This is a genomic window from Paraburkholderia sp. GAS206C, from assembly GCF_050435645.1.
In the GTDB taxonomy this organism is placed as follows: Bacteria; Pseudomonadota; Gammaproteobacteria; order Burkholderiales; family Burkholderiaceae; genus Paraburkholderia; species Paraburkholderia phenazinium_B.
In genome coordinates this window covers 292546-316499 of the sequence record NZ_JBNDKR010000010.1, presented here as the reverse complement: position 1 = coordinate 316499, position 23954 = coordinate 292546, and the positions used below count along the sequence as shown (strand labels likewise).

Annotated in this window: 20 protein-coding genes and 1 other RNA gene; 17 read left to right on the top strand and 4 right to left on the bottom strand. The window is 62.3% G+C overall.

Annotated elements, in window-relative coordinates:
- Positions 1-198: 198 nt before the first annotated feature.
- Entirely contained in the window at positions 199-1467 is a 1269-nt protein-coding gene (gene rho / locus P3T20_RS28155) for a transcription termination factor Rho (RefSeq protein ID WP_074264821.1), read from the bottom strand.
- Between the two features lie 207 nt (positions 1468-1674).
- On the bottom strand, positions 1675-2001 hold the full coding sequence (gene trxA / locus P3T20_RS28150; RefSeq protein ID WP_074264820.1) for a thioredoxin TrxA: 327 nt from the start codon (positions 1999-2001) through the stop codon (positions 1675-1677).
- A gap of 369 nt (positions 2002-2370) precedes the next feature.
- Between trxA and ffs the strand changes: the two genes are divergently transcribed.
- The 5 genes from ffs to P3T20_RS28125 all read left to right on the top strand — a co-directional run bounded on the left by ffs (position 2371) and on the right by P3T20_RS28125 (position 7657).
- Positions 2371-2469: signal recognition particle sRNA small type (ffs, locus tag P3T20_RS28145), an RNA gene on the top strand.
- Between the two features lie 302 nt (positions 2470-2771).
- On the top strand, positions 2772-5384 hold the full coding sequence (locus P3T20_RS28140; RefSeq protein ID WP_074264819.1) for a DNA polymerase III subunit gamma/tau: 2613 nt from the start codon (positions 2772-2774) through the stop codon (positions 5382-5384).
- A 60-nt stretch (positions 5385-5444) separates the two neighbouring features.
- Positions 5445-5771, top strand: a complete 327-nt coding sequence (locus tag P3T20_RS28135) for a YbaB/EbfC family nucleoid-associated protein (protein WP_074264818.1) — start codon at positions 5445-5447, stop codon at positions 5769-5771.
- A gap of 33 nt (positions 5772-5804) precedes the next feature.
- Positions 5805-6401 (top strand): recombination mediator RecR, encoded by a 597-nt coding sequence (recR, locus tag P3T20_RS28130; protein WP_074264817.1) that lies wholly within the window; start codon positions 5805-5807, stop codon positions 6399-6401.
- Positions 6402-6433: 32 nt separating this feature from the next.
- A complete protein-coding gene (locus P3T20_RS28125; RefSeq protein WP_074264816.1) occupies positions 6434-7657 on the top strand; it encodes a CaiB/BaiF CoA transferase family protein in 1224 nt (407 codons plus the stop codon).
- A gap of 96 nt (positions 7658-7753) precedes the next feature.
- On the opposite strand, the gene P3T20_RS28120 is transcribed toward P3T20_RS28125, so the two are convergent.
- Positions 7754-8728 (bottom strand): NADPH:quinone oxidoreductase family protein, encoded by a 975-nt coding sequence (locus P3T20_RS28120; RefSeq protein WP_074264815.1) that lies wholly within the window; start codon positions 8726-8728, stop codon positions 7754-7756.
- A gap of 149 nt (positions 8729-8877) precedes the next feature.
- On the opposite strand from P3T20_RS28120, the gene surE reads away from it, so the two are divergent.
- From surE to rlmD, 6 genes are all read left to right on the top strand, one after another.
- Positions 8878-9636 carry a 5'/3'-nucleotidase SurE gene (surE, locus tag P3T20_RS28115; RefSeq protein WP_074266093.1) on the top strand — a complete coding sequence of 253 codons (759 nt, stop codon included), beginning with the start codon at positions 8878-8880 and terminating at the stop codon, positions 9634-9636.
- The gene (locus P3T20_RS28110) at positions 9633-10793 is read left to right on the top strand and encodes a protein-L-isoaspartate(D-aspartate) O-methyltransferase (protein ID WP_074264814.1); all 1161 of its coding nucleotides are present in this window, start codon (positions 9633-9635) and stop codon (positions 10791-10793) included. Before surE ends, P3T20_RS28110 begins: the two co-directional genes overlap by 4 nt.
- 5 nt (positions 10794-10798) lie before the next feature.
- Positions 10799-11755: a peptidoglycan DD-metalloendopeptidase family protein gene (locus tag P3T20_RS28105; protein ID WP_074264813.1), complete on the top strand. Its 957-nt coding sequence runs from the start codon at positions 10799-10801 to the stop codon at positions 11753-11755.
- An 11-nt stretch (positions 11756-11766) separates the two neighbouring features.
- Entirely contained in the window at positions 11767-12861 is a 1095-nt protein-coding gene (gene rpoS / locus P3T20_RS28100; RefSeq protein ID WP_074264812.1) for an RNA polymerase sigma factor RpoS, read from the top strand.
- A gap of 4 nt (positions 12862-12865) precedes the next feature.
- Positions 12866-13642: a 3'-5' exonuclease gene (locus P3T20_RS28095; protein WP_074264811.1), complete on the top strand. Its 777-nt coding sequence runs from the start codon at positions 12866-12868 to the stop codon at positions 13640-13642.
- A gap of 211 nt (positions 13643-13853) precedes the next feature.
- Entirely contained in the window at positions 13854-15209 is a 1356-nt protein-coding gene (gene rlmD / locus P3T20_RS28090; protein WP_429288508.1) for a 23S rRNA (uracil(1939)-C(5))-methyltransferase RlmD, read from the top strand.
- A gap of 179 nt (positions 15210-15388) precedes the next feature.
- On the opposite strand, the gene P3T20_RS28085 is transcribed toward rlmD, so the two are convergent.
- Positions 15389-16285 (bottom strand): outer membrane protein assembly factor BamD, encoded by an 897-nt coding sequence (locus P3T20_RS28085; RefSeq protein ID WP_074264809.1) that lies wholly within the window; start codon positions 16283-16285, stop codon positions 15389-15391.
- A 38-nt stretch (positions 16286-16323) separates the two neighbouring features.
- Between P3T20_RS28085 and P3T20_RS28080 the strand changes: the two genes are divergently transcribed.
- The 6 genes from P3T20_RS28080 (at position 16324) to phaR (ending at position 23693) form a co-directional block, all read left to right on the top strand.
- On the top strand, positions 16324-17613 hold the full coding sequence (locus tag P3T20_RS28080) for an RluA family pseudouridine synthase (RefSeq protein ID WP_074264808.1): 1290 nt from the start codon (positions 16324-16326) through the stop codon (positions 17611-17613).
- A complete protein-coding gene (pgeF, locus tag P3T20_RS28075) occupies positions 17610-18476 on the top strand; it encodes a peptidoglycan editing factor PgeF (protein WP_429288468.1) in 867 nt (288 codons plus the stop codon). The genes P3T20_RS28080 and pgeF overlap by 4 nt, the downstream gene beginning before the upstream one ends.
- A 535-nt stretch (positions 18477-19011) precedes the next feature.
- A complete protein-coding gene (gene phaC / locus P3T20_RS28070; protein WP_074264806.1) occupies positions 19012-20757 on the top strand; it encodes a class I poly(R)-hydroxyalkanoic acid synthase in 1746 nt (581 codons plus the stop codon).
- 116 nt (positions 20758-20873) lie between these two features.
- The gene (locus tag P3T20_RS28065) at positions 20874-22055 is read left to right on the top strand and encodes an acetyl-CoA C-acetyltransferase (RefSeq protein WP_074264805.1); all 1182 of its coding nucleotides are present in this window, start codon (positions 20874-20876) and stop codon (positions 22053-22055) included.
- A gap of 181 nt (positions 22056-22236) precedes the next feature.
- Complete coding sequence (locus P3T20_RS28060) at positions 22237-22977, top strand: 3-ketoacyl-ACP reductase (protein WP_074264804.1); 741 nt, start codon at positions 22237-22239, stop codon at positions 22975-22977.
- A gap of 137 nt (positions 22978-23114) precedes the next feature.
- Positions 23115-23693, top strand: coding sequence for a polyhydroxyalkanoate synthesis repressor PhaR (gene phaR / locus P3T20_RS28055; RefSeq protein WP_074264803.1), 579 nt, complete (start codon positions 23115-23117; stop codon positions 23691-23693).
- The last annotated feature ends 261 nt before the right edge of the window (positions 23694-23954 follow it).

Here is a 23954-nt window from a genome sequence, read left to right as displayed (position 1 = left end):
AACGTTCACGTACAGGTTGAGGCGGCACTCTGCCGTGCCCGGCAGTGCATCTCACGCCAGGCAATCTGAGTCCGAAGGTGAGAAATTCGACGAGGGCGAGGGCAAGGGCGAAAAAAAACCGCCTGCGAAAAGACAGGCGGTTTTTGCGAGCGCGACGCGTTACGTACTACAACGTGCCGGCAATGTGCAGGCCGGCTATCAGCTGCCGCCGCCTCGACGCATCATGTCGAAGAACTCGGAATTGCTCTTCGTCTGACGGATCTTGTCGAGCAGGAATTCCATCGACTCGACTTCGTCCATGTCGTGAATGAACTTGCGCAGCACCCAGATCTTTTGCAGAACTTCCGGCTTGATCAGCAGCTCTTCGCGACGCGTACCGGACTTGTTCAGATTGATCGAAGGGTACACACGCTTTTCAGCCAGACGGCGCTCGAGGTGCACTTCCATGTTGCCGGTGCCCTTGAACTCTTCGTAGATCACGTCGTCCATGCGGCTACCCGTCTCGATCAGCGCCGTACCGATGATGGTGAGCGAGCCGCCTTCCTCGATGTTACGGGCCGCGCCGAAGAAGCGCTTCGGACGTTGCAGCGCGTTGGCGTCCACACCACCCGTGAGCACCTTGCCCGAAGCCGGCACCACGGTGTTGTAGGCACGAGCGAGACGCGTGATCGAGTCCAGCAGAATCACCACGTCGTTTTTCATTTCGACGAGGCGCTTGGCCTTTTCGATCACCATTTCGGCGACCTGGACGTGACGCGCAGCCGGTTCGTCGAACGTGGAGGCGATCACTTCGCCGGCCACCGAACGCTGCATTTCGGTCACTTCTTCCGGGCGCTCGTCGATCAGCAGCACGAACAGGATGACATCCGGATGGTTCTGCTTGATCGCGTGTGCGATGTGCTGAAGCATCACGGTTTTACCGGACTTCGGCGATGCCACCAGCAGACCGCGCTGGCCCTTGCCGATCGGCGCGATCATGTCGATGATGCGGCCGGTCACGTTTTCTTCGCCGCGCATCTCACGCTCGAGCAGCAGCACCTTGTTCGGGTGCAGCGGCGTCAAGTTCTCGAACATGATCTTGTGCTTCGAGGCTTCCGGCGGCTGGCCGTTGACCTTGTCGACCTTCACCAGCGCGAAATAACGCTCGCCGTCTTTCGGCGTGCGGACTTCACCTTCGATCGTGTCGCCGGTATGCAGGTTGAAGCGGCGGATTTGCGACGGGCTGATATAAATATCGTCCGTACTCGCCAGATAGGAGGTTTCCGGCGAGCGCAGGAAGCCGAAGCCGTCAGGCAGCACCTCGAGCGTGCCGTCGCCGAAAATCGTTTCGCCAGTTTTGGCGCGCTTTTTAAGAATGGCGAACATCAATTCCTGCTTGCGCAGGCGGTTCGCACTTTCGATCTCGAGGCCATTGGCCATCTCGATCAATTCGGACACGTGCAGAGTCTTAAGCTCGGATAAATGCATACGGAGAACCCGCAGGAGAAGGTGCGACCTGAAATGAAATCTGGGAGGAGAGTGAGCGGAACCGCTCAGGGACTTAAGCGTCTTTTCGACGTTTTGCGGATTCTAGCATAGCACACGCCAATTTCAGCCGGCGCGGCACAAACGTATCTTCTCACGGTTCGTGTTGTCGTGCGACAACACGAACCGCGGTGTTTCAATTAAAACAGATTACAGGTTGCCGTCGAGGAACGCGGTGAGTTGCGACTTCGACAGGGCGCCGACCTTCTGGGCCGCGACTGCGCCGTTCTTGAAGAGGATCAGCGTGGGGATGCCGCGCACGCCGAACTTGACCGGCGTCGACTGGTGTTCGTCCACATTGATCTTGGCGATCTGCAGGCGATCGCCGTAGTCCTTGGCGACTTCGTCGAGGATCGGCGCAATCATCTTGCACGGACCGCACCATTCAGCCCAGAAATCGAGCAGCACGGGTTTGTCGGATTTAACGACGTCCTGTTCGAACGATGCGTCGCTGATATGCTTGATTTGTTCGCTCATGTATACCTCTCTCGGATCGAGGCCCGCCTGGATTGCTCGCCACGATACATCAAACTAAGAAAACTTCTGTTCGCGTTGCCGCAAAGGGAGCCGTGCTGAACATTCGCGGGCGATTCTCTCGAAGTGCTCCGGAATGGGCAGAATGCTCGGCTTTACGGGACATTCGTACGTCAGTTTAGCCTAAATTGCTATGCGTTGCCGGTGGTGATAGTACTCATGCGGCCAGTAGGGCTAAGGCCTGCCGGTAGCGTGGCCACCTCTGTAACACACTCTATCTGGTGGTGGCGCAGGCGAACACAAGTGGCCTCGCAGCTAACTTTGTTGGGATTTGCTTCGCCTCGCGGGCCGACCGATGGTAGAATCTTTCGTGACGGGCCTCCTCGCATGGAGGGGCGGTCAACCTGGTCAGGTCGGGAACGAAGCAGCCACAGCCGTTTTCCACCAGTGCCGAGGGTCGGGCTCGTCACCTTCCTTTTTCTTTCTGTAGTTTGCCCCGCTATTGGCCTGAAATTCCTGTTTCGGGTCTGCGCGTATCTGATCCCTGCGGTGTCCGGTTTTCTTCAGCGATTCTCGCGTTGTATTCGCGGTGCCTCTGGGCGGTTCTTCGCGTGCAGGCTACTCGTGGTGTGTTCGTCGTTCGACGGTTCGCTACTCTCGCTTCCCACTATTTTTTCCTATCGGTTCAGTTGCTCTTTTCAATGAGGCGATGACGCGTGCCCGTACGTGGTCGAATCGCCTTTGCGCGCTATCGTTACTGATACAATTTCCCGATGACCTATCAAGTTCTCGCACGCAAATGGCGACCGAAGGATTTCGCTTCGCTCGTCGGACAGGAGCACGTGGTGCGCGCGCTCACGCATGCGCTCGACGGCGGGCGTCTGCACCATGCCTATCTGTTTACCGGAACCCGCGGCGTCGGCAAGACGACGCTCTCGCGCATCTTCGCGAAGGCGCTCAATTGCGAAACCGGCGTGACCTCGACGCCGTGCGGCGTCTGTCGCGCCTGCAGGGAGATCGACGAAGGGCGCTTTGTCGATTATGTGGAGATGGATGCCGCGAGTAACCGCGGCGTCGACGAAATGGCCGCACTGCTCGAGCGAGCGGTTTATGCGCCGGTCGATGCGCGCTTCAAGGTCTATATGATCGACGAAGTGCACATGCTCACGAATCACGCCTTCAACGCCATGTTGAAGACGCTGGAAGAACCGCCGCCGCACGTCAAGTTCATTCTTGCGACCACCGATCCGCAAAAGATTCCGGTCACCGTCCTGTCACGCTGTCTGCAATTCAATCTGAAGCAGATGCCGGCTGGGCACATCGTGTCGCATCTGGAGCATATCCTCGGCGAGGAACACGTGCCGTTCGAGGTGCAGGCGTTGCGCCTGCTGGCGCGCGCAGCGGACGGCTCGATGCGCGATGCGCTTTCGCTGACCGACCAGGCCATCGCCTATTCGGCCAATCAGGTGACCGACGAAGCGGTGCGCGGGATGCTCGGCGCGCTGGACCAGAGTTATCTGATTCGTCTGCTCGACGCGCTCGCTGATGGCGACGGTCCAGCGGTGTTGGCCGTGGCCGATGAAATGTCGCTGCGCAGCCTGTCGTTTTCGACCGCGTTGCAGGATCTGGCCAGCTTGCTGCACCGGATTGCGTGGGCGCAGTTTGCGCCGTCGTCGGTGCTTGATGAGTGGCCCGAGGCGATGGATTTACGCCGTTTCGCCGAGGCGTTGAGTGCGGAGCAGGTGCAGTTGTTCTATCAGATTGCGACGATCGGCCGGAGCGAACTCGGCCTCGCGCCGGACGAATACGCTGGCTTTACGATGACGCTGCTGCGGATGCTGGCCTTTGAGCCGGCTCCGACCGGCGGCGGTGGCGGCGGTCCGAGCACGACCCGTCCGGCGGGAGCGTCGGGTACGGGGGGCGCGAAGCGCAGTGGCTCGCCGGCTGTGGCTGCGTCGCAAGGGCAAGCGGCGCGTGCCGTCGCGGTAACGCCGGCGGCAGCGTCGACAACCCAGGCCGTTGCTGATCGTGCTGACGCCGCCGGTCATGAAACGGTCGTGGCTCGGGGTGCAGAGTCTCACGCGGCTAACGTGCAAGAAAGCGCATTGGTGCCGTCCTCAGCCGAATCCGCGTCTCCTCGGGAATCTGGTCAGGCCGCACGGCAAGGGGTCCCTGAAGCAGCCGGTCCGGCCGAAGAAAACCTGCAACCAGCCATTGAGCCGACACAAGAGGCCGCACTACGCGAGGCGAGTGCCACCGCGACTTCGGCGGCAGAGGCAGAAACTCCCGTTGCGGATGCCGAGGCGTTTGCCGAAGATCAAGAAGCGCTTCCAGTGCGGGGTGAAAGTGCATCGGAGCCAGCCGTGTTGCACAGTGAACCGGCTGTGTCCACCGCGACTTCAACCGTACCGCTGCCGGCATCTCCTGCACCCGCCGTTCGCACGGAGGCTCCGCTTGCCGACGCCGCGCCGCGCCGCGCGGGCGGCGCCAGTGCCGCGCTCGACGTTTTACGCAGCGCTGGCCTGAAAGTGTCTTCGGACCGCGGCCGCGGGAGTGCCGCAACACCGGTCGCAACGGCCAAACCTTCACCGGTTGTTCCAGCGAAGCCCGCTGCTCCGCGCGTGAACGTACCCGTGCCGACACCCGGTGCGCCGCGCAACACCCAGGAAGCCGCTCCCGCTCGTGGCTCGTCGGCGACGTCAACGTCGGCGGCTCCGCGTAACAACGGCAATGGCAACGGCAACGGCAACGGCGGTGCCCAAGGCGCACCATCCGTCGCGCCGTGGGACGACATGCCGCCCGACGACTACGTGCCGCTCTCAGCCGAGGACGATTATTTCGGCCCGCCCGACGACGGCTACGTGCCGGTATTCGACGTAGGTCCCGACGACGTGCGTGTGCCAGCGGCTGCCGCAGCCGCCGTACCAGTGCCGCTCGACACACGCCCGTTACCGCCCGCCATCCCGCTTGACCCCATCGGTTTCAACGGCGACTGGCCGGCACTTGCCGTAGGCCTCGCGCTCAAGGGCATTTCCTATCAGCTCGCCTTCAACAGCGAACTGATGGCGCTCGAAGGCAGCACGCTCAAACTGAGTGTGCCGGTCCCGCAGTATGCTGAAGCCTCCCAGGTCGCCAAGCTCAAGGCGGCGCTTGCCGAGCGCCTGGGCAAAGAACTCGACGTGCTGGTCGAAGTCGGTCCGGCGCGCCGCACGGCTGCGGCATTCGACGCCGCCGCCCGCGCGCAGCGCCAGAAAGAGGCTGAACGCGAGATCGGCTCCGACCCGTTCGTACAATCGCTGATCCGCGAGTTCGGCGCGAGCATCGTGCCGGGATCCATCCGGCCTATCGCGCCGGATGCCGCGGGCAACGCCCCGTCAACGCATTGATTTGCGGCGCATCATAGCGCCATACCCCCAGATTTCACGCTATCAAGAAGGAGCACGTCCATGATGAAAGGCCAACTCGCCGGGCTGATGAAGCAGGCTCAGCAGATGCAGGAAAACATGAAGAAGATGCAGGACCAGCTCGCGCAGATCGAGGTGGAAGGGCAGTCGGGCGCAGGTCTCGTCAAGGTGACGATGACGTGCAAGAACGAGGTGCGCCGCGTCACGATCGATCCGAGCCTGCTCGCCGACGACAAGGACATGCTGGAAGATCTCGTCGCCGCAGCCTTCAACGATGCCGTGCGCAAGGCCGAAGCCACCGCCCAGGAAAAAATGGGTGGCATGACCGCTGGCTTGCCGCTGCCGCCGGGCTTCAAGCTGCCGTTCTGATATAACACCGCATTTCGACGCCGCCGGTTCCGCATGAAACAACCTTCCGCCTTATCGGCGCTCGTCGAAGCGCTGCGCGCGCTGCCCGGTGTCGGGCCGAAATCCGCGCAGCGCATGGCTTATCACCTGATGCAGCATGACCGCGAGGGCGCGGAAAGGCTCGGCCAGTCGCTGCTGTTTGCGACCGAGCATCTGCAGCACTGCGAGAAGTGCAATACCTTCACCGAGGCGCAGATCTGCGAGGTTTGCAGTGACGAAGAGCGCGATCCGGCGCTGCTATGCGTGGTCGAGACACCGGCCGACCAGATCATGCTCGAGCAGACCATGACCTACCGCGGTTTGTATTTCGTGCTGATGGGGCGCCTGAGTCCGCTCGACGGCATCGGACCGAAGGAGATCCATTTCGACCGGCTCGTTAAGCGCGCGTCAGATGGCATCGTCAAGGAAGTCGTACTCGCGACCAATTTCACCAACGAAGGCGAAGCGACCGCGCATTACCTCGGGCAGACGCTCAAGGCGCGCGGACTCGCCGTCACGCGCCTCGCGCGCGGCGTGCCGGTGGGTGGCGAGCTCGAATATGTCGACGCCGGCACGATCGCCCGCGCAATGCTCGACCGGCGCTCGCTGTAGCGCGGCCAGGCCCGGCGTCATCCAGGAGACCCATGAGCGCAACCCTTGACGCGACACGTCCCGCCGGCCCGCTGGCCGGCGTGAAAGTGCTCGAACTCGGCACGCTGATCGCGGGGCCGTTCGCGGCGCGTTTTCTCGGCGAGTTCGGTGCCGACGTGATCAAGATCGAAGATCCGAAGGGCGGCGATCCGCTGCGCAAATGGCGCAAGCTCTATCCGGAAGTCGGCGGCACGTCGCTGTGGTGGGCTGTGCAGGCCCGCAACAAGAAATCCGTGACGATCAATCTGAAGGCCGAGGAGGGCAAGGAGATCGTGCGGCGGCTGGCGAAGGAAGCGGACATCGTCGTCGAGAATTTCCGCCCTGGGCTGCTCGAGAAGCTCGGGCTCGGCTATGACGTGCTGTCGGCCGAAAACCCTGGCCTCGTGATGGTGCGTCTATCCGGCTATGGACAGACCGGACCGTATCGGGACCGGCCAGGATTCGGCGCGATTGCCGAATCCATGGGCGGCCTGCGTCATATCACCGGTTATCCGGAATTGCCGCCGCCGCGCATCGGTATCTCGATCGGCGATTCGATCGCGGCGCTGCATGGCGTAATCGGCGCGCTGATGGCGCTGCATCATCGTCAGGCGAATGGCGGCAAAGGGCAGGTGGTCGACGTCGCGCTTTACGAAGCGGTCTTCAACATGATGGAGAGCGTGGTGCCCGAGTACGGCGTCTACGGCATGGTGCGCGAGCGCACTGGCGCGTCGCTGCCGGGCATCGTGCCTTCGAACACGTATCCGTGCCGCGACGGCAGCATCGTGATCGGCGGCAACAGCGATCCGATTTTCAGACGCCTGATGCTCGCCATCGAACGCGAAGATCTCGCCAACGATCCCGCGCTGGCGCACAACGACGGGCGCGTGCCGCGCACTCAGGAGATCGATCAGGCGATTGCCACGTGGCTTGCCACCCGCACGATCGACGAAGCGCTCGAGGTTCTGAACGCCGCGGATGTGCCGGTGGGCCGTATCTATAGCGTCGCCGATATGTTCACCGATCCGCAATTCATGGCGCGTCAGATGATCCAGCGCTTCAAATGGCAGGACGGCAAGGAAATCACCTTGCCCGCGGTGACACCGAAGCTCTCCGGGACGCCCGGCGAAACACGCTGGCTGGGGCCGGAACTAGGCGAACATACGGATGAGGTTTTGCGCTCGCTCGGCTACGATGCCGAGCATATTGCGCGGCTGCACGCGCAGCAGGTCGTGTGAGCCTGGGTGAAGAAAAACGGCGTGCGATCGATTGACCTTGAACGCCGTTTTTTCCAGCTGTCGTTGATGTTCGACGAGCAAACGCTGCATCAACGCCTACGGCGTAATCACAATCTTCCCGACCACCCGGCGTTCGGCCATTTCACGCAGCGCCCGCCCGGTTTCCTCCAGCGGATAGTGCGCCGACACGTACGGGCGCAGTTTGCCTTCACCGATCCAGCCGGTCATTTCCTTGAACGCCGCCGCGTTGTGCTGCGGCTCGCGCTTCGCGAAATCGCCCCAGAACACGCCGACGACGCTCGCGCCCTTCAGCAGAGTCAGGTTGAGCGGCAGCTTTGGAATCTCGCCGTTGGCAAATCCCACGACGAGATAGCGGCCGCGCCAGCCGATACTGCGAAACGCCGGCTCGGCGTAGATCCCGCCGACCGGATCGTAGATCACGTCCGGCCCTTTGCCGTCGGTCAGCGCCTTGATGCGCTCGCGCAGATCTTCGGTGCTGTAGTTGATGGTCGCATCGGCGCCGTGTTTGACGCAGATGGCGAGTTTCTCGTCGGAAGAGGCCGCCGCGATCACGCGTGCGCCGAGCGCCTTGCCGATCTCCACAGCCGCTAGCCCCACGCCGCCCGCGGCGCCTAGCACCAGCATCGTTTCGCCGGCCTTTAACGCGCCACGATCGACCACCGCGTGGTGCGACGTCCCATAGGCGAGCGTGAAAGCCGCCGCGACCGAAAAGTCGATGCCCGCGGCAAGCGGCACGCAAGCCGCTGCGGGCGCCACGGCCTGCTCAGCGAAACCGCCCTGGCCCGTGAACGCCACCACCCGCGCACCCGGCTGGAACTGGGTTACTCCGGCGCCGACCGCGCGCACGATACCGGCGACTTCCGAGCCCGGCGTGAACGGCAGCGGCGGCTTGAACTGGTATTTGTTCTCGATGATCAACACGTCGGGAAAATTGACGCTGGCTGCCTTGACGTCGATCACCACCTCGCCAGCTTGCGGCTCGAGGTCGGGCAGATCGACTACCGCAAGGCTCTCAGGCGGCCCGTACTGAATACAGCGAATCGCGCGCATTGTGTCTCCATTTCGATCGGGGTTCACCCGGGTATTCTGAAGTGTAAATCAAGCCGAACGATCGTGCGTTTTTACCTTGTGTGACATACCTGATGCGCGATGCCTGGAGTGTCGTTCGCGCGTCTTCTTTCCTCGGTTACAATCGCCGCATGCGAATCCTACTCAGCAACGACGACGGTTATCTGGCGCCCGGCCTTGCTGCGCTTTACGAGGCGTTGAAGGCATTTGCCGATGTCACTGTAATGGCGCCGGAGCAGAACTGCAGCGGCGCGTCGAACTCGTTGACGCTGTCGCGGCCGCTGTCCGTGCTGCGCTCGTCGACGGGGTTCTACTACGTGAACGGCACGCCGACCGACTCCGTGCATATCGCGCTGACCGGCATGCTGGACCATCGACCCGATCTGGTCGTCTCCGGTATCAACAACGGCCAGAACATGGGTGAGGACACGCTGTACTCCGGAACGGTTGCTGCGGCCACCGAAGGCATCATGTTCGGCGTACCGGCGATCGCATTTTCGCTGGTCGACAAGGATTGGGGACATCTCGACGCCGCGACCCGTGTCGCCGCGGAAATCGTCGCCCATTATCTCGAACATCCGCTGCCCGGGAACCCGTTGCTGAACGTCAACATTCCCAATCTGCCGTACGAGCAGATCGGCGAGTGGCAGGTCACCCGTCTCGGCAAGCGGCATCCGTCGCAGCCGGTAATACCGCAGACCAACCCGCGCGGCGAACCGATCTACTGGATCGGGCCGTCGGGCAGCGCGCGCGATGCGAGCGAAGGTACCGACTTCCACGCCGTCGCCAACGGCCATGTGTCGATCACGCCGCTGCAACTCGATCTGACTCATACCGCCATGTTGCCCGCGACGCGCGAGTGGCTACGCGCCGGGAGCGGCGCTTCATGACCCAGGAGCGCGCAAAGCGCTTTCCGCTTGGCCTCGAGGATCTCGTGCGCGAGCCGCGTCGGCCCGAAGGGCGCCCCGGCGAAGTGCGCGCGGCGAATCTCGCCGCCGCGACCGACCGTGCAAACGGTGCGCGGGCGAAGACGCCGGCGCGCGGTGAGGCGGCGGGCAATCGTGCTCCGGGTCAGCCGGCCAAGGCGGCGGCCGCCGTCGTCGTTAAACCTGTCGTGAAGCCGGTCGCCAAAGCGGCGCCAGCGGTGGCCAAGCCGATCGTAGCCAGGCAGGTTGTAGCCAAACCCATGGCGAAACCGGCCGTCAAAGCTGCGCCAGCGACGCCCAAGCCGGTTGTAGCCAAACCCGTCGCCAAGGCAGCGGCATCGGCCGGCAGCAAATCTGGCGCCGTGCTCGCCGCTTCGACGCTCGCCAACCGTGCCGCGCCGCCGAAGCCCGTCGCACTGCGACCTTTGGAACGAAGCGTCGGCGCACCCAATGTGGCCTTGAACGGTGCACTCGCGCTGACTTCGGAACGGGTTCGCGAACGCATGGTCGAACGCCTGCGGGCAAACGGCATTACCGATCAGCGCGTGGTGCATGCAATGTCGGTGGTGCCGCGCCATATGTTCGTGGACCCGGGCCTGGCGCCCCAGGCTTATGAGGATGCGGCTTTGCCGATCGGTCACCATCAGACCATCTCCAAGCCTTCCGTGGTCGCCCGGATGATCGAACTGGCCGCCGCCGGCCGCACGCTTAACAACGTGCTCGAGATCGGCACGGGCTGCGGTTACCAGGCGGCTGTGCTGAGCCAGGTCGCACGCGATGTTTATTCGATTGAACGCATCAAACCGCTCTACGAGCGCGCCAAGACAAATCTGCGTCCGCTGCGCATTCCGAATATCCGGCTGCACTACGGGGACGGACGTATCGGACTGCCGGCTGCCGCGCCCTTCGATGCGATCGTGATCGCAGCGGCCGGGCTCGACGTGCCGCAGGCGTTGCTCGAGCAGCTTGCTATCGGCGGGCGCCTCGTCGCGCCGGTCGGTACGCAGGATGGGCAGACGCAGCAGGTGCTTACGCTCGTCGAGCGCACCGGACCCGCGCAGTGGCGCGAGTCGAGGCTTGATCGCGTTTTCTTTGTACCCTTAAAATCCGGAGTGATCTGAAACCGATGAGTATGTTGCGCGCGATGCAAATAAAAAGCCTGAATGTCCACCTGACCGTAGCCCAGCGTAGCGTGTGCGTGGTCGCGCTCTCCCTGTTGACGGCCTGTGCGACTCGGCTCGATAACGCGCCGGTTGTCGATAAATCCGGCGACCTCGGTACCCAGTCCGCGCAGCAGCCTGCGGCGCCGGTGCCGCTGGGGCCGCCGCCTCCGGGCTATTACCGGGTGAAGCCGGGCGATACGCTTTACCGGATCGCTCTAGAGAACGGTCAGAATTATCGCGATATCGCGACGTGGAACAACCTGACCAACCCGAACCAGATCGAGGTCGATCAGTTGCTGCGGGTCGCGCCTCCGGGCGCGAACGTCGCCGCGCTGACGCCGGGTGTGGCCACCGCGCCGATCGTGGGCGGGGGCGTGCAGACCGCGCCGCTCGGCGGCTCGCCTGCGCCTGGACCGAACCCGGCTCCCGGCCAGGGCGGTCCGGCTAGTATCGCGCCGCCGCCGCCGACCTACGGCGCTGGTCCGAACGCGCCGTCGGTCCCGCCGCAGAACGGCGCGAGCGACACCGGCGACGCGAGCGCAGCGCCCGCGAGCAGTCTCGCGTTTGCCTGGCCGGTGCGCGGTCCGATCCTCGGCACGTTCGACGATTCGACCAACAAGGGCCTCAATATCGGCGGGGCTGCCGGCGATCCGGTGAAAGCGGCTGCGGATGGGCGCGTCGTTTATGCTGGAAATGGGCTGCGCGGTTACGGCAATCTCATTATCATCAAGCATGATGCAACTTATCTGACGGCGTATGCACATAACCGCGCTTTGATGGTAAAAGAGGGAGACGCGGTAACCAAGGGGCAGAAGATCGCCGAAATGGGCAATAGCGATTCGGACCGTGTGATGTTGCATTTCGAAGTTCGCCGGCAGGGCAAACCTGTCGACCCACTGAAGTATTTGCCGCCGCAATAAGCGATACGACCATGCCGAAATCGAAGCGCCGCCCGCCGCAAGCCGAGTCTGAGAATATCAGCCGCGCCACGCATGTCACGGTGGAGGACGGCGTCGCTTCGGAGGTCGAAGACGATAGCGTTGACGACCTCGATAACGCGCGCGATCAGGACGAGCGCCAGGCCGGTGCGGACGAGCCCGGCGAAACCCGCGAGGGCGCCAGCGACGCGGCGCCCGACGCCGACGATTTCCGTGCGCTGCTGCAAGCCGAACTCACGGCTGACACGATTCAGCATTACCTGAACCGGATCAGTGTAAAGCCGCTGCTGACGGTGGAAGAAGAGCAACGCTACTCGCGTCTGGCCAAGGCGGGCGAGTTCGAGGCACGCCAGGTCATGATCGAGCGCAATCTGCGACTCGTCGTCAGTATCGCGAAAGGTTATCTGAACCGCGGAGTGCCGCTGCTCGATCTGATCGAGGAGGGTAATCTCGGCCTGATGCACGCCATCGAGAAGTTCGATCCTACGCGTGGCTTCCGGTTTTCTACTTATGCCACCTGGTGGATCCGTCAGAGCATCGAGCGCGCCATCATGAATCAGGCGCGCACCGTGCGCCTGCCGGTGCATGTGATTCGCGAACTCAACCAGGTGCTGCGCGCCAAGCGCCATCTGGAGAAGAACTCGATGAACTCCGGCGACGCAGCTGACCGCCGCGACGCCAGCATCGACGACATCGCGTATCTGACCGGCAAGACCACCGACGAAGTCACCGATATCCTCGCGCTGAACGAACACACCGCTTCGCTCGACGCACCGCTCGATCTCGATCCGGCCAGCAGCCTGCTCGATCTGCTGTCCGACGACCAGAGCCAGTCGCCGGACGCCGAGGTACAGCACCGCGAACTGGAAACCCTGACGCGCGCGTGGCTTGCCCGTTTGTCCGACAAGCACCGTCACGTAATCGAGCGCCGCTTCGGCCTCAATCATATCGAGCCGGCCACGCTCGAAGAGCTGGCCGACGAAATGGGCCTCACGCGCGAGCGTGTGCGCCAGATCCAGCAGGAAGCCCTGGTTCGCCTGAAGCGCTTCTTTGCCTCCAACGGTGTGCGTAAGGACGCCGTTTTATAAACTGATGACACCGATTCTTGTTTTCGACATCGAGACGATTCCCGATGTCGCCGGCATTCGCCGCCTCGAAGATTTGCCCGCCACGCTGACCGACGCCGAAGTCGCCGAGCACGCCTTTGCCGCGCGCCGCGAAAAAACCGGCAGCGATTTCCTGCCGCACCATCTGCAACGGATCGCGGCCATTTCCTGTGTGTTTCGCGACAACAATGGTTTTCGGGTGCGCTCGCTCGGTACGCTGGAAGACGGCGAAGCGGCGCTGGTGCAGTCGTTCTACCGCGTGATCGAGAAGTACACGCCGCAACTCGTTTCGTGGAACGGCGGCGGCTTCGATTTGCCGGTGCTGAACTATCGCGCGCTGGTCAACGGGATTCCTGCGAACCGTTTCTGGGACCTTGGCGAGGACGATCGCGAGTTCAAGTGGAACAACTACATCAGCCGCTATCATGCGCGCCATACGGATCTGATGGACGTGCTGGCGATGTACCAGACACGCGCCAACGCGCCGCTCGACGCGCTCGCAAAAATGTGCGGTTTTCCCGGCAAGCTCGGTATGGACGGCAGCCAGGTCTGGCACGCGTTTCAGGATGGACGGATCGAAGAAATCCGCAATTACTGCGAGACGGACGTCGTCAACACCTATCTGCTGTACTGCCGCTTCCAGTTGATGCGTGGCGGTTTCTCCGCTGAGGAATACGCGGACGAAATCGCTCTGGTGAAAAGCTCGCTCGCACTGGAACCGGCGTCGCACTGGGCCGAGTATCTGGCGGCGTTCGACCAATAGCAGCGTGCGCGAGCCAGCGGCGGCGTGGCGCCCGAAGCGGGCGTTGCGTTGATCGTCCGCAACGTCGAATCGTCGTCGGCGGTTGCGGTTCGTCTACAATCTCGCCTTCCCCCAATAGTCTGTCAGGAAGCCGCAGGTGTCTCAGAGTGCCCCCCATCGTGCCTCGAACCGTTCGTCCAGAGGCAAGAAGAAAGCGTCCGCCGAGGCGGGTGTGTCCGTTGTGCCTGTTATCGCCCCGATTCTCGAAGTCGAATCGCTCGACATGGAGGCGCGTGGCGTAGGCCGGACCGTCAACGAAGACGGTACGCCGGGCAAGGTGATTTTCGTCGAGGGCGCGTTGCCTGGCGAACGCGTCACTTATTTGAGCTATCGCAGGAAACCGAGCTTCGAACAGGCCGAAGTGATCGACGTGCTGCGCGAGAGCGTGCTTCGCACCAAACCGCAGTGTCAGTTTTTTGGCACCTGCGGAGGCTGTTCCATGCAGCACCTCGATGTACGCGCGCAGATCGCCGTGAAGCAGCGCGTGCTCGAAGACAATCTCGCGCATCTGGCGAAGCTGCGGCCCGAAACGGTGTACCGGCCGATTCACGGTCCGTCGTGGGGATATCGCTATCGGGCGCGTCTTACCGTGCGGCACGTGGCGAAGAAGGGCGGTGTGCTGGTCGGGTTTCACGAACGCAAGAGCAGCTTTATCGCCGACATGACCTCTTGCGAGGTGCTGCCGCCGCACGTTTCGGCGATGTTGGTGCCGCTGCGCCGGCTGGTCGAAGGCCTGTCGATTCGAGAGCGTATGCCGCAGATCGAACTGGCAGTTGGTTCAACCGTGACGGCGCTGGTCCTGCGCATTCTGGAGCCGATCAACGCGGCCGACGAACAACTGCTGCGAGAGTTTGCCGATGCCCACAACGTGCAGTTCTGGCTGCAACCGCAGGGGCCGGACTCAGTGGTGCCGTTCTATCCGCTCGACGCCCGGCTCGACTACACGCTGCCGGAGTACGACATCCGCATGCCGTTCAAGCCGACTGATTTCACGCAGGTCAATCACCAGATCAACCGCGTGCTGGTGGGGCGTGCGCTACGTCTGCTGGCGCCCTCGCGTACCGATCGCGTGCTCGATCTGTTCTGCGGTATCGGCAATTTCACGTTGCCACTTGCGCGGATTTCGAAGGAAGTCGTGGGGATCGAGGGCAGTGAAGTGCTCACCACACGAGCACTGGCGAATGCCGGGGAAAACGGCGTGGCAGGGCACACGTCGTTCGCCTGCCGCAACCTGTTCGAAGTCACCGCCGACGATATGCGCGCGCTCGGTCATTTCGATAAATTTCTGATCGATCCGCCGCGTGAAGGCGCGTTGGCGGTATCGAAAGCACTGGCTGAAATTGCGCAGAGCGGTCATGGTCCGCTGCCGAAGCGCATCGTCTACGTATCCTGCAATCCGTCGACGCTCGCTCGCGATGCGGGTCTGCTCGTGCACGAGGCAGGCTACCGGCTCAAGGGAGCGGGCGTGGTCAACATGTTCCCGCATACCTCGCATGTGGAGTCGATTGCGCTGTTCGAGCGCGACTGACCTGATGACCGGCTGGCCTTGCGTTGCACCGGCGCAAACGCGCTCCGGACGCCAGCATAATCCAGCTGTACGAACCAAACGAAAAGCACAAACAAAAACGCCATGACCTTAAAGTCATGGCGTTTTTTCATCACGCGTGGATCTGGATCAGATCCGGCGCCGCTCGCAAGGCATGCGGCTTAGAACTGCCACCACGATTTTTCCGTGCCAGGCCGCGCATGGCCGGTGATGTACGGGCTGTCCGGGAATGTGCCCGCCAGAATGCGCTTCGTGTCGTCGGCCAGTTGCGGCTGGTTCAGCTTTTCATACGACAGCATCATGATGTGCAGTGCGTCTTCGATCGCGGGCGCATTGCGGTAATCCTTGATGGCAAGCTGCGCACGGTTGATTGCCGCGACATACGCACCACGACGGTAGTAGTAATCCGCTGCATGGACTTCGTGCGACGCCAGCGCGTTCACGATGTAGCGCATGCGTTGTGCAGCATCCGGTGCGTACTTGCTGTTCGGATACTTGTCCACCACCACCTTGAACGCGTCATACGACTCGCGCAGCGACTTCGGATCGCGCTCGCTCATGTCCTGGCCGGAGAAACGGCCGAACAGACCGAGGTCGTCGTTGAAGTTGATCATGCCCTTGAGGTAATACGCGTAGGCGATATCCGGATGATCCGGGTGCAACTGGATGAAGCGGTCGATAGCCTGATTGGCTGCGTCGTTCTCGCTGTCTTTCCAGTTACAGTAGGCCACGTTGATCTGCGCCTGCTGGGCGAAGTGACCGAACGGATCGCGACCCTCAAGCATTTCGAAGTATTTCGCACACTTGCCCCAGTCCTTGTTGGACAGGGAGTCCTGTGCCTCCGTATATAATTTGGCGTTCGGCCAGGTAGCCGTTTCATCGGTCTTTTCCGGCAGGCCATGGCAGGCCGCCACAATCGCAATGGCCGCGGCGCACGCAAAATACCGTGCCACCCGGGAGGCCATGCGTCGGACAGTCGTCCAGACTGTCGTCTGGGCTGCCGTCTTGTAGGCCGCCGTCTTTTGGGCCGATTCAGTAATGGTGTTCAAGGCTCGCATTTTCCAGTCTAGCTTTACGTCCAGGTGACCCAGACTCAATGACCCGATCAAATAATCCGGATCCCTCTGCAGGGGCCCGGAATAGCAACAAAGATTATAGCCCAAGCGCTGACCCCTCCGACGCGTTGGGTAGTGATTCGTTAGATGACGATCTTGACGGCGACGCGCTCGTGCCCCATCAGGCCGGGAGCGAGGTGCCGAAGGTGGCCAGCAAAGCCGTGGACAACACGCCTCGCGTGGTGACCGTGCCCGACGAACTGGCCGGCGAGCGGCTCGACAAGGTGCTCGCCAAGGTATTTCCGGAGTTTTCGCGCAACCGTCTGCAAAGCTGGATCGAGGCGGAGCGCGTGTTGGTGGATGGCGAGCCCGCGAAGATCCGCAAACCGGTGCCGCTCGGCGCGCAGATCGAGCTCGTGCCCGACCTGCTGCCTGAGCAGCTTGCGTTCACGCCCGAGCCCGTACCGCTCGACGTGGTCTATGAGGACGACACCCTCGTCGTCATCAACAAGGCCGCCGGCATGGTCGTGCACCCGGCTGCCGGCAACTGGAGCGGCACCATCCTGAACGGCTTGCTGCACCGCTACGGCGAGGCGGCGTCCGGTTTGCCGCGCGCCGGCATCGTGCACCGTCTCGACAAGGAAACCTCGGGCTTGATGGTGGTGGCGCGCACGCTCGAAGCGCAGACCGACCTCGTACGGCAACTGCAGGCGCGCACCGTCAAGCGCCGTTATCTCGCGCTCGTGTGGGGCAACATGCCTGATGAGGGCACCATCGATGCGCCGATCGGCCGCGATCCGCGCGAGCGCACCCGCATGGCGGTGGTCACGAGTGCTGCGGGCAAACCCGCACGCACCCATTTCCGGCGTGTCGACACAGCTATCTGGCAGCGGCAGCCGGTGTCGGCGATCCACTGCGATCTCGAAACCGGGCGGACCCACCAGATTCGTGTGCATTGCGCGCACATTGGTCATCCGTTGCTCGGCGACCCGGTCTATGGACGCGCGCGCGGCAAGCGTTCGGTCACGCCTTTGCCGGACGGCTTTGCGCGCCAGGCGCTGCATGCGTGGCGCCTCGGTCTGATTCATCCGCGGACAGGACGTGACATGCAGTGGCGCGCCGAGGTGCCGGAAGACATGGCGGCGCTGTCGGCAGCGCTTGGACTTGGCCGTGACGAGGCGGGCGAGTTCGACGAGTCATATTACGAAGACGAGGAAGCGGAAGGTTACGAAGCATTTCTCGACGACGAGGACGAAGCTGACGAAGACGACGAAGCTGACGACCATGAGCACGGTGGCGACGATGGCAACGATGAGGACGACCGCGCATGAACCAGCCTGAATCGACACCGCCTGCATCCACTTTCCCGGAGCTGACCCGGGCCGACGTGCTTCAACCCGGCTGGCAGGCGCCGCCACGCGTGCGCGCGCTGGTGACCACGCGCAACGGCGGCGTCAGCTTGCCGCCGTATGGCCGCTGGAGCGACGGCGTCGATCGGGTGGGCGGCCTGAATTTCGGCCGGTTGGCTGGCGACGATCCGTTATGCGTCGTCGAGAACCGTGCCCGTCTGCGGGTGTTGACCGACGGCGCCGAGCCGGCTTGGCTCGAACAGATTCATGGCGCCGAAGTGGTCGACGCGCACGAAGTGCTCGAGCAGGCCCGCGCAGGCGCGCCGCTCGTCCGCGCCGACGCCAGCGTGACGAACCGGCCCGGCACGATCTGCGTCGTGATGATCGCCGATTGCATGCCCGTCCTGTTATGCGATGCCGAAGGCCGCGCGGTGGGCGCCGCGCACGCGGGATGGCGCGGCCTCGCTGCAGGCGTGGTCGAAAAGACCGCCCTGCGCGTGGCCGAGCTGGCGGGTGCGCAACCCGGCTCACTACACGCATACCTGGGCCCGTCGATCGGGCCAGACGCATTCGAGGTCGGGGCAGACGTGCGTGACGCCTTCATGAATGATGTCGACGGTTCGCAACGCGAAGCCACCGCTCAGGCATTTGTGCCGCGTCCCGATTCACCCGGTAAATATCTCGCCGATCTTCCCGCGTTGGCACGTTTGCGCCTGCAACGTTTCGGCGTGACGCAGATTGGCGGCGGCGATCTCTGCACGGTGACCGAACGCGAGCGCTTTTATTCATACCGGCGCGATCGCATAACAGGCCGTATGGCCGCGATGATCTGGCTTGCCGACTGACGATACCGGCTCATTCATGCCCGTGGCAGCCACGGCGAGCGGGATTCATCAGGGTTTGTTCGGGGGGCGGACATGATTATTTGTTGCGTCGCCGGAAGTGCATGCGCCGGTTAACCCGCGTGCAATCGAGCCGGCTGAAAATCGTTGTCACGTCCAGCGTTAAATGCATAAAAAGGCCCTGTAATACGGGCCTTTTACATTTCCTGTCGATTCGTTCAAGGGCATTCCATTAGTGCAATGAAATACATGGGGAAAACGATAATTAAAAAAATATCGCACTGCGGCAAAATCGGGAACAAGCATTGACATGCCTTGCGATGGGGAGCAAGAATGTCCCCCACACACGGGACAGGGCGTGACGAGGTCGCGAGCAATCGCCCACGTGCGCTAGAAACCTGCCTCTCAACCGTCCGCGAGGACTCACCGGTCAAAAGCAGGTATGGCAGCATCACAATCCTCGACTTCCTCAAGCACGGACTCCACAGCGGAGCGTACCCAGCAACAAGCCGGTGCGCAGCAGTTACTCGATGCGTGGATGAATGCATGGCGCTCGCTCGGTGTGCCTGGCGCGGGTCAGGCTGCGGCCTTTCAGATGCCGCAGATGCCTGCCATGCCGGCCATGCCCGACTTCAGCAACGCGGCCGCAGCCATGGGCCAGTTTGCCGGTCTGAAGTTGCCTACTGCGGCGATCCCTGCGGAGCGTCTGCAGAAACTGCAAGCCGACTATTCGCGTGAAGCGATGCAGTTGCTTCAGCAATCGGCGGACTCGAAGTCGAAAGCCCCCGAACTCAAAGACCGCCGTTTTAGTTCAGATGCGTGGAGTGCCGCGCCGGCCTACGCATTCACGGCCGCATGGTATCTCCTTAACGCACGTTACCTGCAGGAACTGGTCGAAGCGCTCGACACCGAACCGAAGGTGCGCGAGCGCATCCGCTTCGCGGTTCAGCAATGGACTGCAGCCACCTCGCCGAGCAACTTCTTCGCATTGAATCCGGAAGCGCAGAAGACATTGCTCGAGAGTCGAGGTGAAAGCTTGCGTCAAGGCGTCAGCAATCTGTTGAGCGATCTGAAACGCGGCAAGATCTCGCAGACCGACGAATCGAGTTTCGTGGTCGGCAGGAATCTCGCGAACACTGAAGGATCGGTCGTGTTCGAGAACGACCTGATCCAGTTGATCCAGTACAAGCCGCGCACGGCGAGCGTGCGCGAGCGGCCGTTGCTGATCGTGCCGCCTTGCATCAACAAGTTCTACATCCTCGATCTGCAACCGGAGAATTCGCTGGTCGCTCACGGGCTTGAATCGGGGCACCAGGTGTTCCTGATTTCGTGGCGCAATGCGAATGCATCGATTGCGCATAAGACGTGGGACGATTACACCGACGAAGGTGTGCTCACCGCAATCGAGACCGTTCGTCAGATCAGTGGACGCGAGCAGATCAACACGCTCGGCTTTTGTGTCGGCGGCACGATGCTCGCCACGGCGCTCGCGGTCGCCGCGGCACGCGGCGAACATCCCGCTGCCTCGATGACGCTGCTCACCGCGATGCTCGATTTCTCCGACACGGGTGTGCTCGATGTGTTCGTCGACGAAGCCCATGTGCAGATGCGCGAGCAGACTATCGGCGGCAAGAACGGCACGCAACCGGGTCTGATGCGCGGCATCGAGTTCGCCAACGCGTTCTCGTTCCTGCGCCCGAACGATCTGGTGTGGAACTATGTCGTCGACAATTATCTGAAGGGTCGCACGCCGATGCCGTTCGACCTGCTGTACTGGAACAGCGACTCGACCAGCTTGCCCGGGCCGATGTACGTCTGGTACCTGCGCAACACGTATCTCGAGAATCGTCTGCGCGAACCGAATGCATTGACCGTCTGCGGCGAGAAGGTGGACCTGTCGCTGATCGATGTGCCGACCTTCATCTACGGCTCACGGGAAGACCATATCGTGCCGTGGCGCACGGCCTATGCTTCGGTGCCGTTGCTGAGCGGGCCGCTCGAGTTCGTGCTCGGTGCCTCGGGACATATCGCGGGTGTGATCAACCCGCCGGCCAAGAACAAGCGCAATTACTGGGTGCTCAAGGCAGAAGACAAGAGCTTGCCGGAGAGTCCGGACGACTGGTTCGATCAGGCCGAGGAAGTACCGGGCAGCTGGTGGCCCGAGTGGACCCGCTGGCTCGATCAGTATGGCGGCAAGAAGGTCAAGGCGCGCGCTACAGCGGGCTCGGCCGAGCATCCGGTGATCGAGGCAGCGCCCGGGCGCTATGTGATGCAAAAAGAGTGACACGCGGGGTTCGGTTAGTGAGTCGGTATGGGACGCGAGCGGCGTTGAGCAGTTGAATGGATTTTTAACTTGACGGGCGGCGGAGCAACTGGCCGTAGCGTCCGGAGGAAATTGAAATGACTGATGTAGTGATCGTATCGGCCGCGCGTACGGCAGTGGGTAAATTCGGTGGGTCGCTGGCGAAAACCGCTGCACCCGATCTCGGCGCCATCGTGATTCGCGCTGCACTCGAGCGCGCGGGCGTGAAGCCCGAGCAGGTCAGCGAAGTCATCATGGGGCAGGTTCTCGCGGCCGGTTCCGGCCAGAACCCGGCGCGTCAGTCGCTGATCAAGGCGGGGCTACCGTTGGCGGTGCCCGGCATGACGATCAACAAGGTCTGCGGCTCGGGTCTGAAGGCTGTGATGCTGGCGGCTAACGCCATCATCGCGGGCGACGCCGACATCGTGGTGGCCGGCGGCCAGGAAAACATGAGCGCCGCACCGCACGTACTGCCGGGCTCGCGTGACGGCTTCCGCATGGGCGATGCCAAGCTGATCGACAGCATGATCGTCGACGGCCTGTGGGACGTGTACAACCAGTACCACATGGGTGTCACGGCAGAGAACGTCGCGAAGGAATACGGCATCACTCGCGAGCAGCAGGACGCGTTTGCGGCGCTGTCGCAGAACAAGGCGGAAGCCGCGCAGAAGTCGGGCCGTTTCGACGACGAAATCGTGCCGGTCGAGATTCCCCAACGCAAGGGCGAGCCGCTGCGTTTTGCCACCGACGAATTTGTGCGCCACGGCGTGACCGCCGAGTCGCTCGCCAGTCTGAAGCCTGCTTTCTCGAAGGAAGGCACGGTGACGGCAGCTAACGCGTCGGGCCTGAACGACGGCGCCGCCGCGGTGCTCGTGATGTCGGCCAAGAAAGCCGACGCGCTCGGCCTCACGCCGCTGGCACGCATCAAGGCCTACGCCAACGCCGGCGTCGATCCGAAGGTGATGGGTATGGGCCCGGTGCCGGCGTCGCGCCGTTGCCTCGAACGCGCGGGCTGGACTCCGGCCGATCTCGATCTGATGGAGATCAACGAAGCGTTTGCTGCGCAGGCGCTCGCCGTGCATCAGCAAATGGGCTGGGACACCTCGAAGATCAACGTGAACGGTGGTGCGATTGCGATCGGCCATCCGATCGGCGCGTCCGGTTGCCGGATTCTCGTCACGCTGCTGCACGAAATGCAGAAGCGAGATGCGAAGAAGGGGCTGGCGTCGCTGTGTATCGGCGGCGGCATGGGCGTGGCGCTGGCAGTCGAGCGGTTCTGAGCGCGCCTGCCCGGAGCAGGATTGCCGCGCGGGCGCTTCATCCGCGGTGAGGGGTGAAGCGGCGCGCGGTGTATGACGGCCTCGCCGGCCGGTCGCCCGGCGGCAGCGGAGATGATGCAGTAAAGGCGAGGAAAGAGGCTGCCGGTCGGCGCCTCGGAAAAACGATAATGGAGTGTGGTTTATGGCACAGCGAATTGCGTATGTAACGGGCGGGATGGGCGGCATCGGCACGAGCATTTGCCAACGTCTTCATAAGGAAGGCTTCAAGGTCGTCGCAGGCTGTGGCCCGAACTCGCCACGCCGGGTCAAATGGCTCGAAGAGCAGAAGGCACTCGGTTTCGACTTCATCGCCTCGGAAGGCAATGTGGGCGACTGGGAATCGACGCGGGCGGCGTTTGACAAGGTGAAGGCCGAAGTCGGCGAAATCGACGTGCTGGTCAACAACGCGGGCATCACGCGCGACGTCGTGTTCCGCAAGATGACGCATGAAGACTGGACGGCGGTGATCGACACCAACCTGACGAGTCTGTTCAACGTCACCAAGCAGGTGATCGATGGTATGGTCGAGCGCGGCTTTGGGCGCGTGATCAACATCTCGTCGGTGAACGGGCAGAAGGGCCAGTTCGGGCAAACCAACTACTCGACGGCAAAGGCCGGCATTCACGGTTTCACGATGTCGCTGGCTCAGGAAGTCGCCACCAAGGGTGTGACGGTCAATACCGTTTCGCCTGGCTACATCGGCACGGATATGGTCAAGTCGATCCGTCCCGATGTGCTGGAAAAGATCGTTGCGACGATTCCGGTGCGCCGTCTTGGCCAGCCGGATGAGATCGGTTCGATCGTAGCGTGGCTCGCGTCGGACGAATCGGGTTTTTCTACGGGAGCCGATTTCTCGCTGAATGGCGGTCTGCACATGGGCTGATCCGTGAGGTGCTCTGTCGCAAGACGGGGCGCCACATGGTTCAGGTTTTTCCGGCGGCGTCTCGCATCTGCAATCATGGCCCGATTGCGGATGCGACAGCGCCGTTTCTGCGCTTCAATGGCGCTCAAAGGCGTTAAATGACCACTACTACAAAGAAAACTGCCGAACGACTCATCAAGAAATATCCGAACCGTCGGCTCTACGATACCGAGACAAGCACGTACATCACGCTGACGGACGTCAAGCAGCTCGTGCTGGACCAGGAGGATTTCAAGGTCATCGATGCTAAGAGCAACGAGGATCTGACGCGCGCCATTCTGTTGCAGATCATTCTGGAAGAAGAGAGCGGCGGTTTGCCGATGTTCTCGTCGTCGATGCTCTCGCAGATCATCCGTTTCTACGGACACGCGATGCAGGGGATGATGGGCACGTATCTCGAGAAGAACATTCAGGCGTTCATCGACATTCAGGCCAAGCTCGCCGACCAGTCGAAGAACCTGTATGAAGGCAAGGCGATGAACCCCGAGGTGTGGTCGCAGTTTATGAACATGCAGGCGCCGATGATGCAGGGCATGATGACCAGCTATATCGAGCAGTCGAAGAACATGTTCGTGCAGATGCAGGAGCAGATGCAGAATCAGGCCAAGTCGATGTTCAGCACGTTCCCGTTTACGCCGGCCAATCCGCAGACGGATCCGGAGCCGGAGAAGAAGTAGGGGGCGACGCGCCTGGATTGGCGTCGCGCTGGCGATAGCTGCTGGTTGAGCGGCAAAGCTGGTTGACTGCGCCGGCGACGTGACGAGCGAGACAATGCATGATCCGGTGTTTGTTTCGGCGTGCGCTCGAGCGCTCGCGCGGTCACGCCAAAGAATAAAACTGCGGGATTCGTGGAGCAAACGTAGAGGCGGTTGGCCAATCGGAGGGATTGACGCCGCTGCGTCGAGCGCTTACCATTTTCCAAATGATTGGGCCGTAGC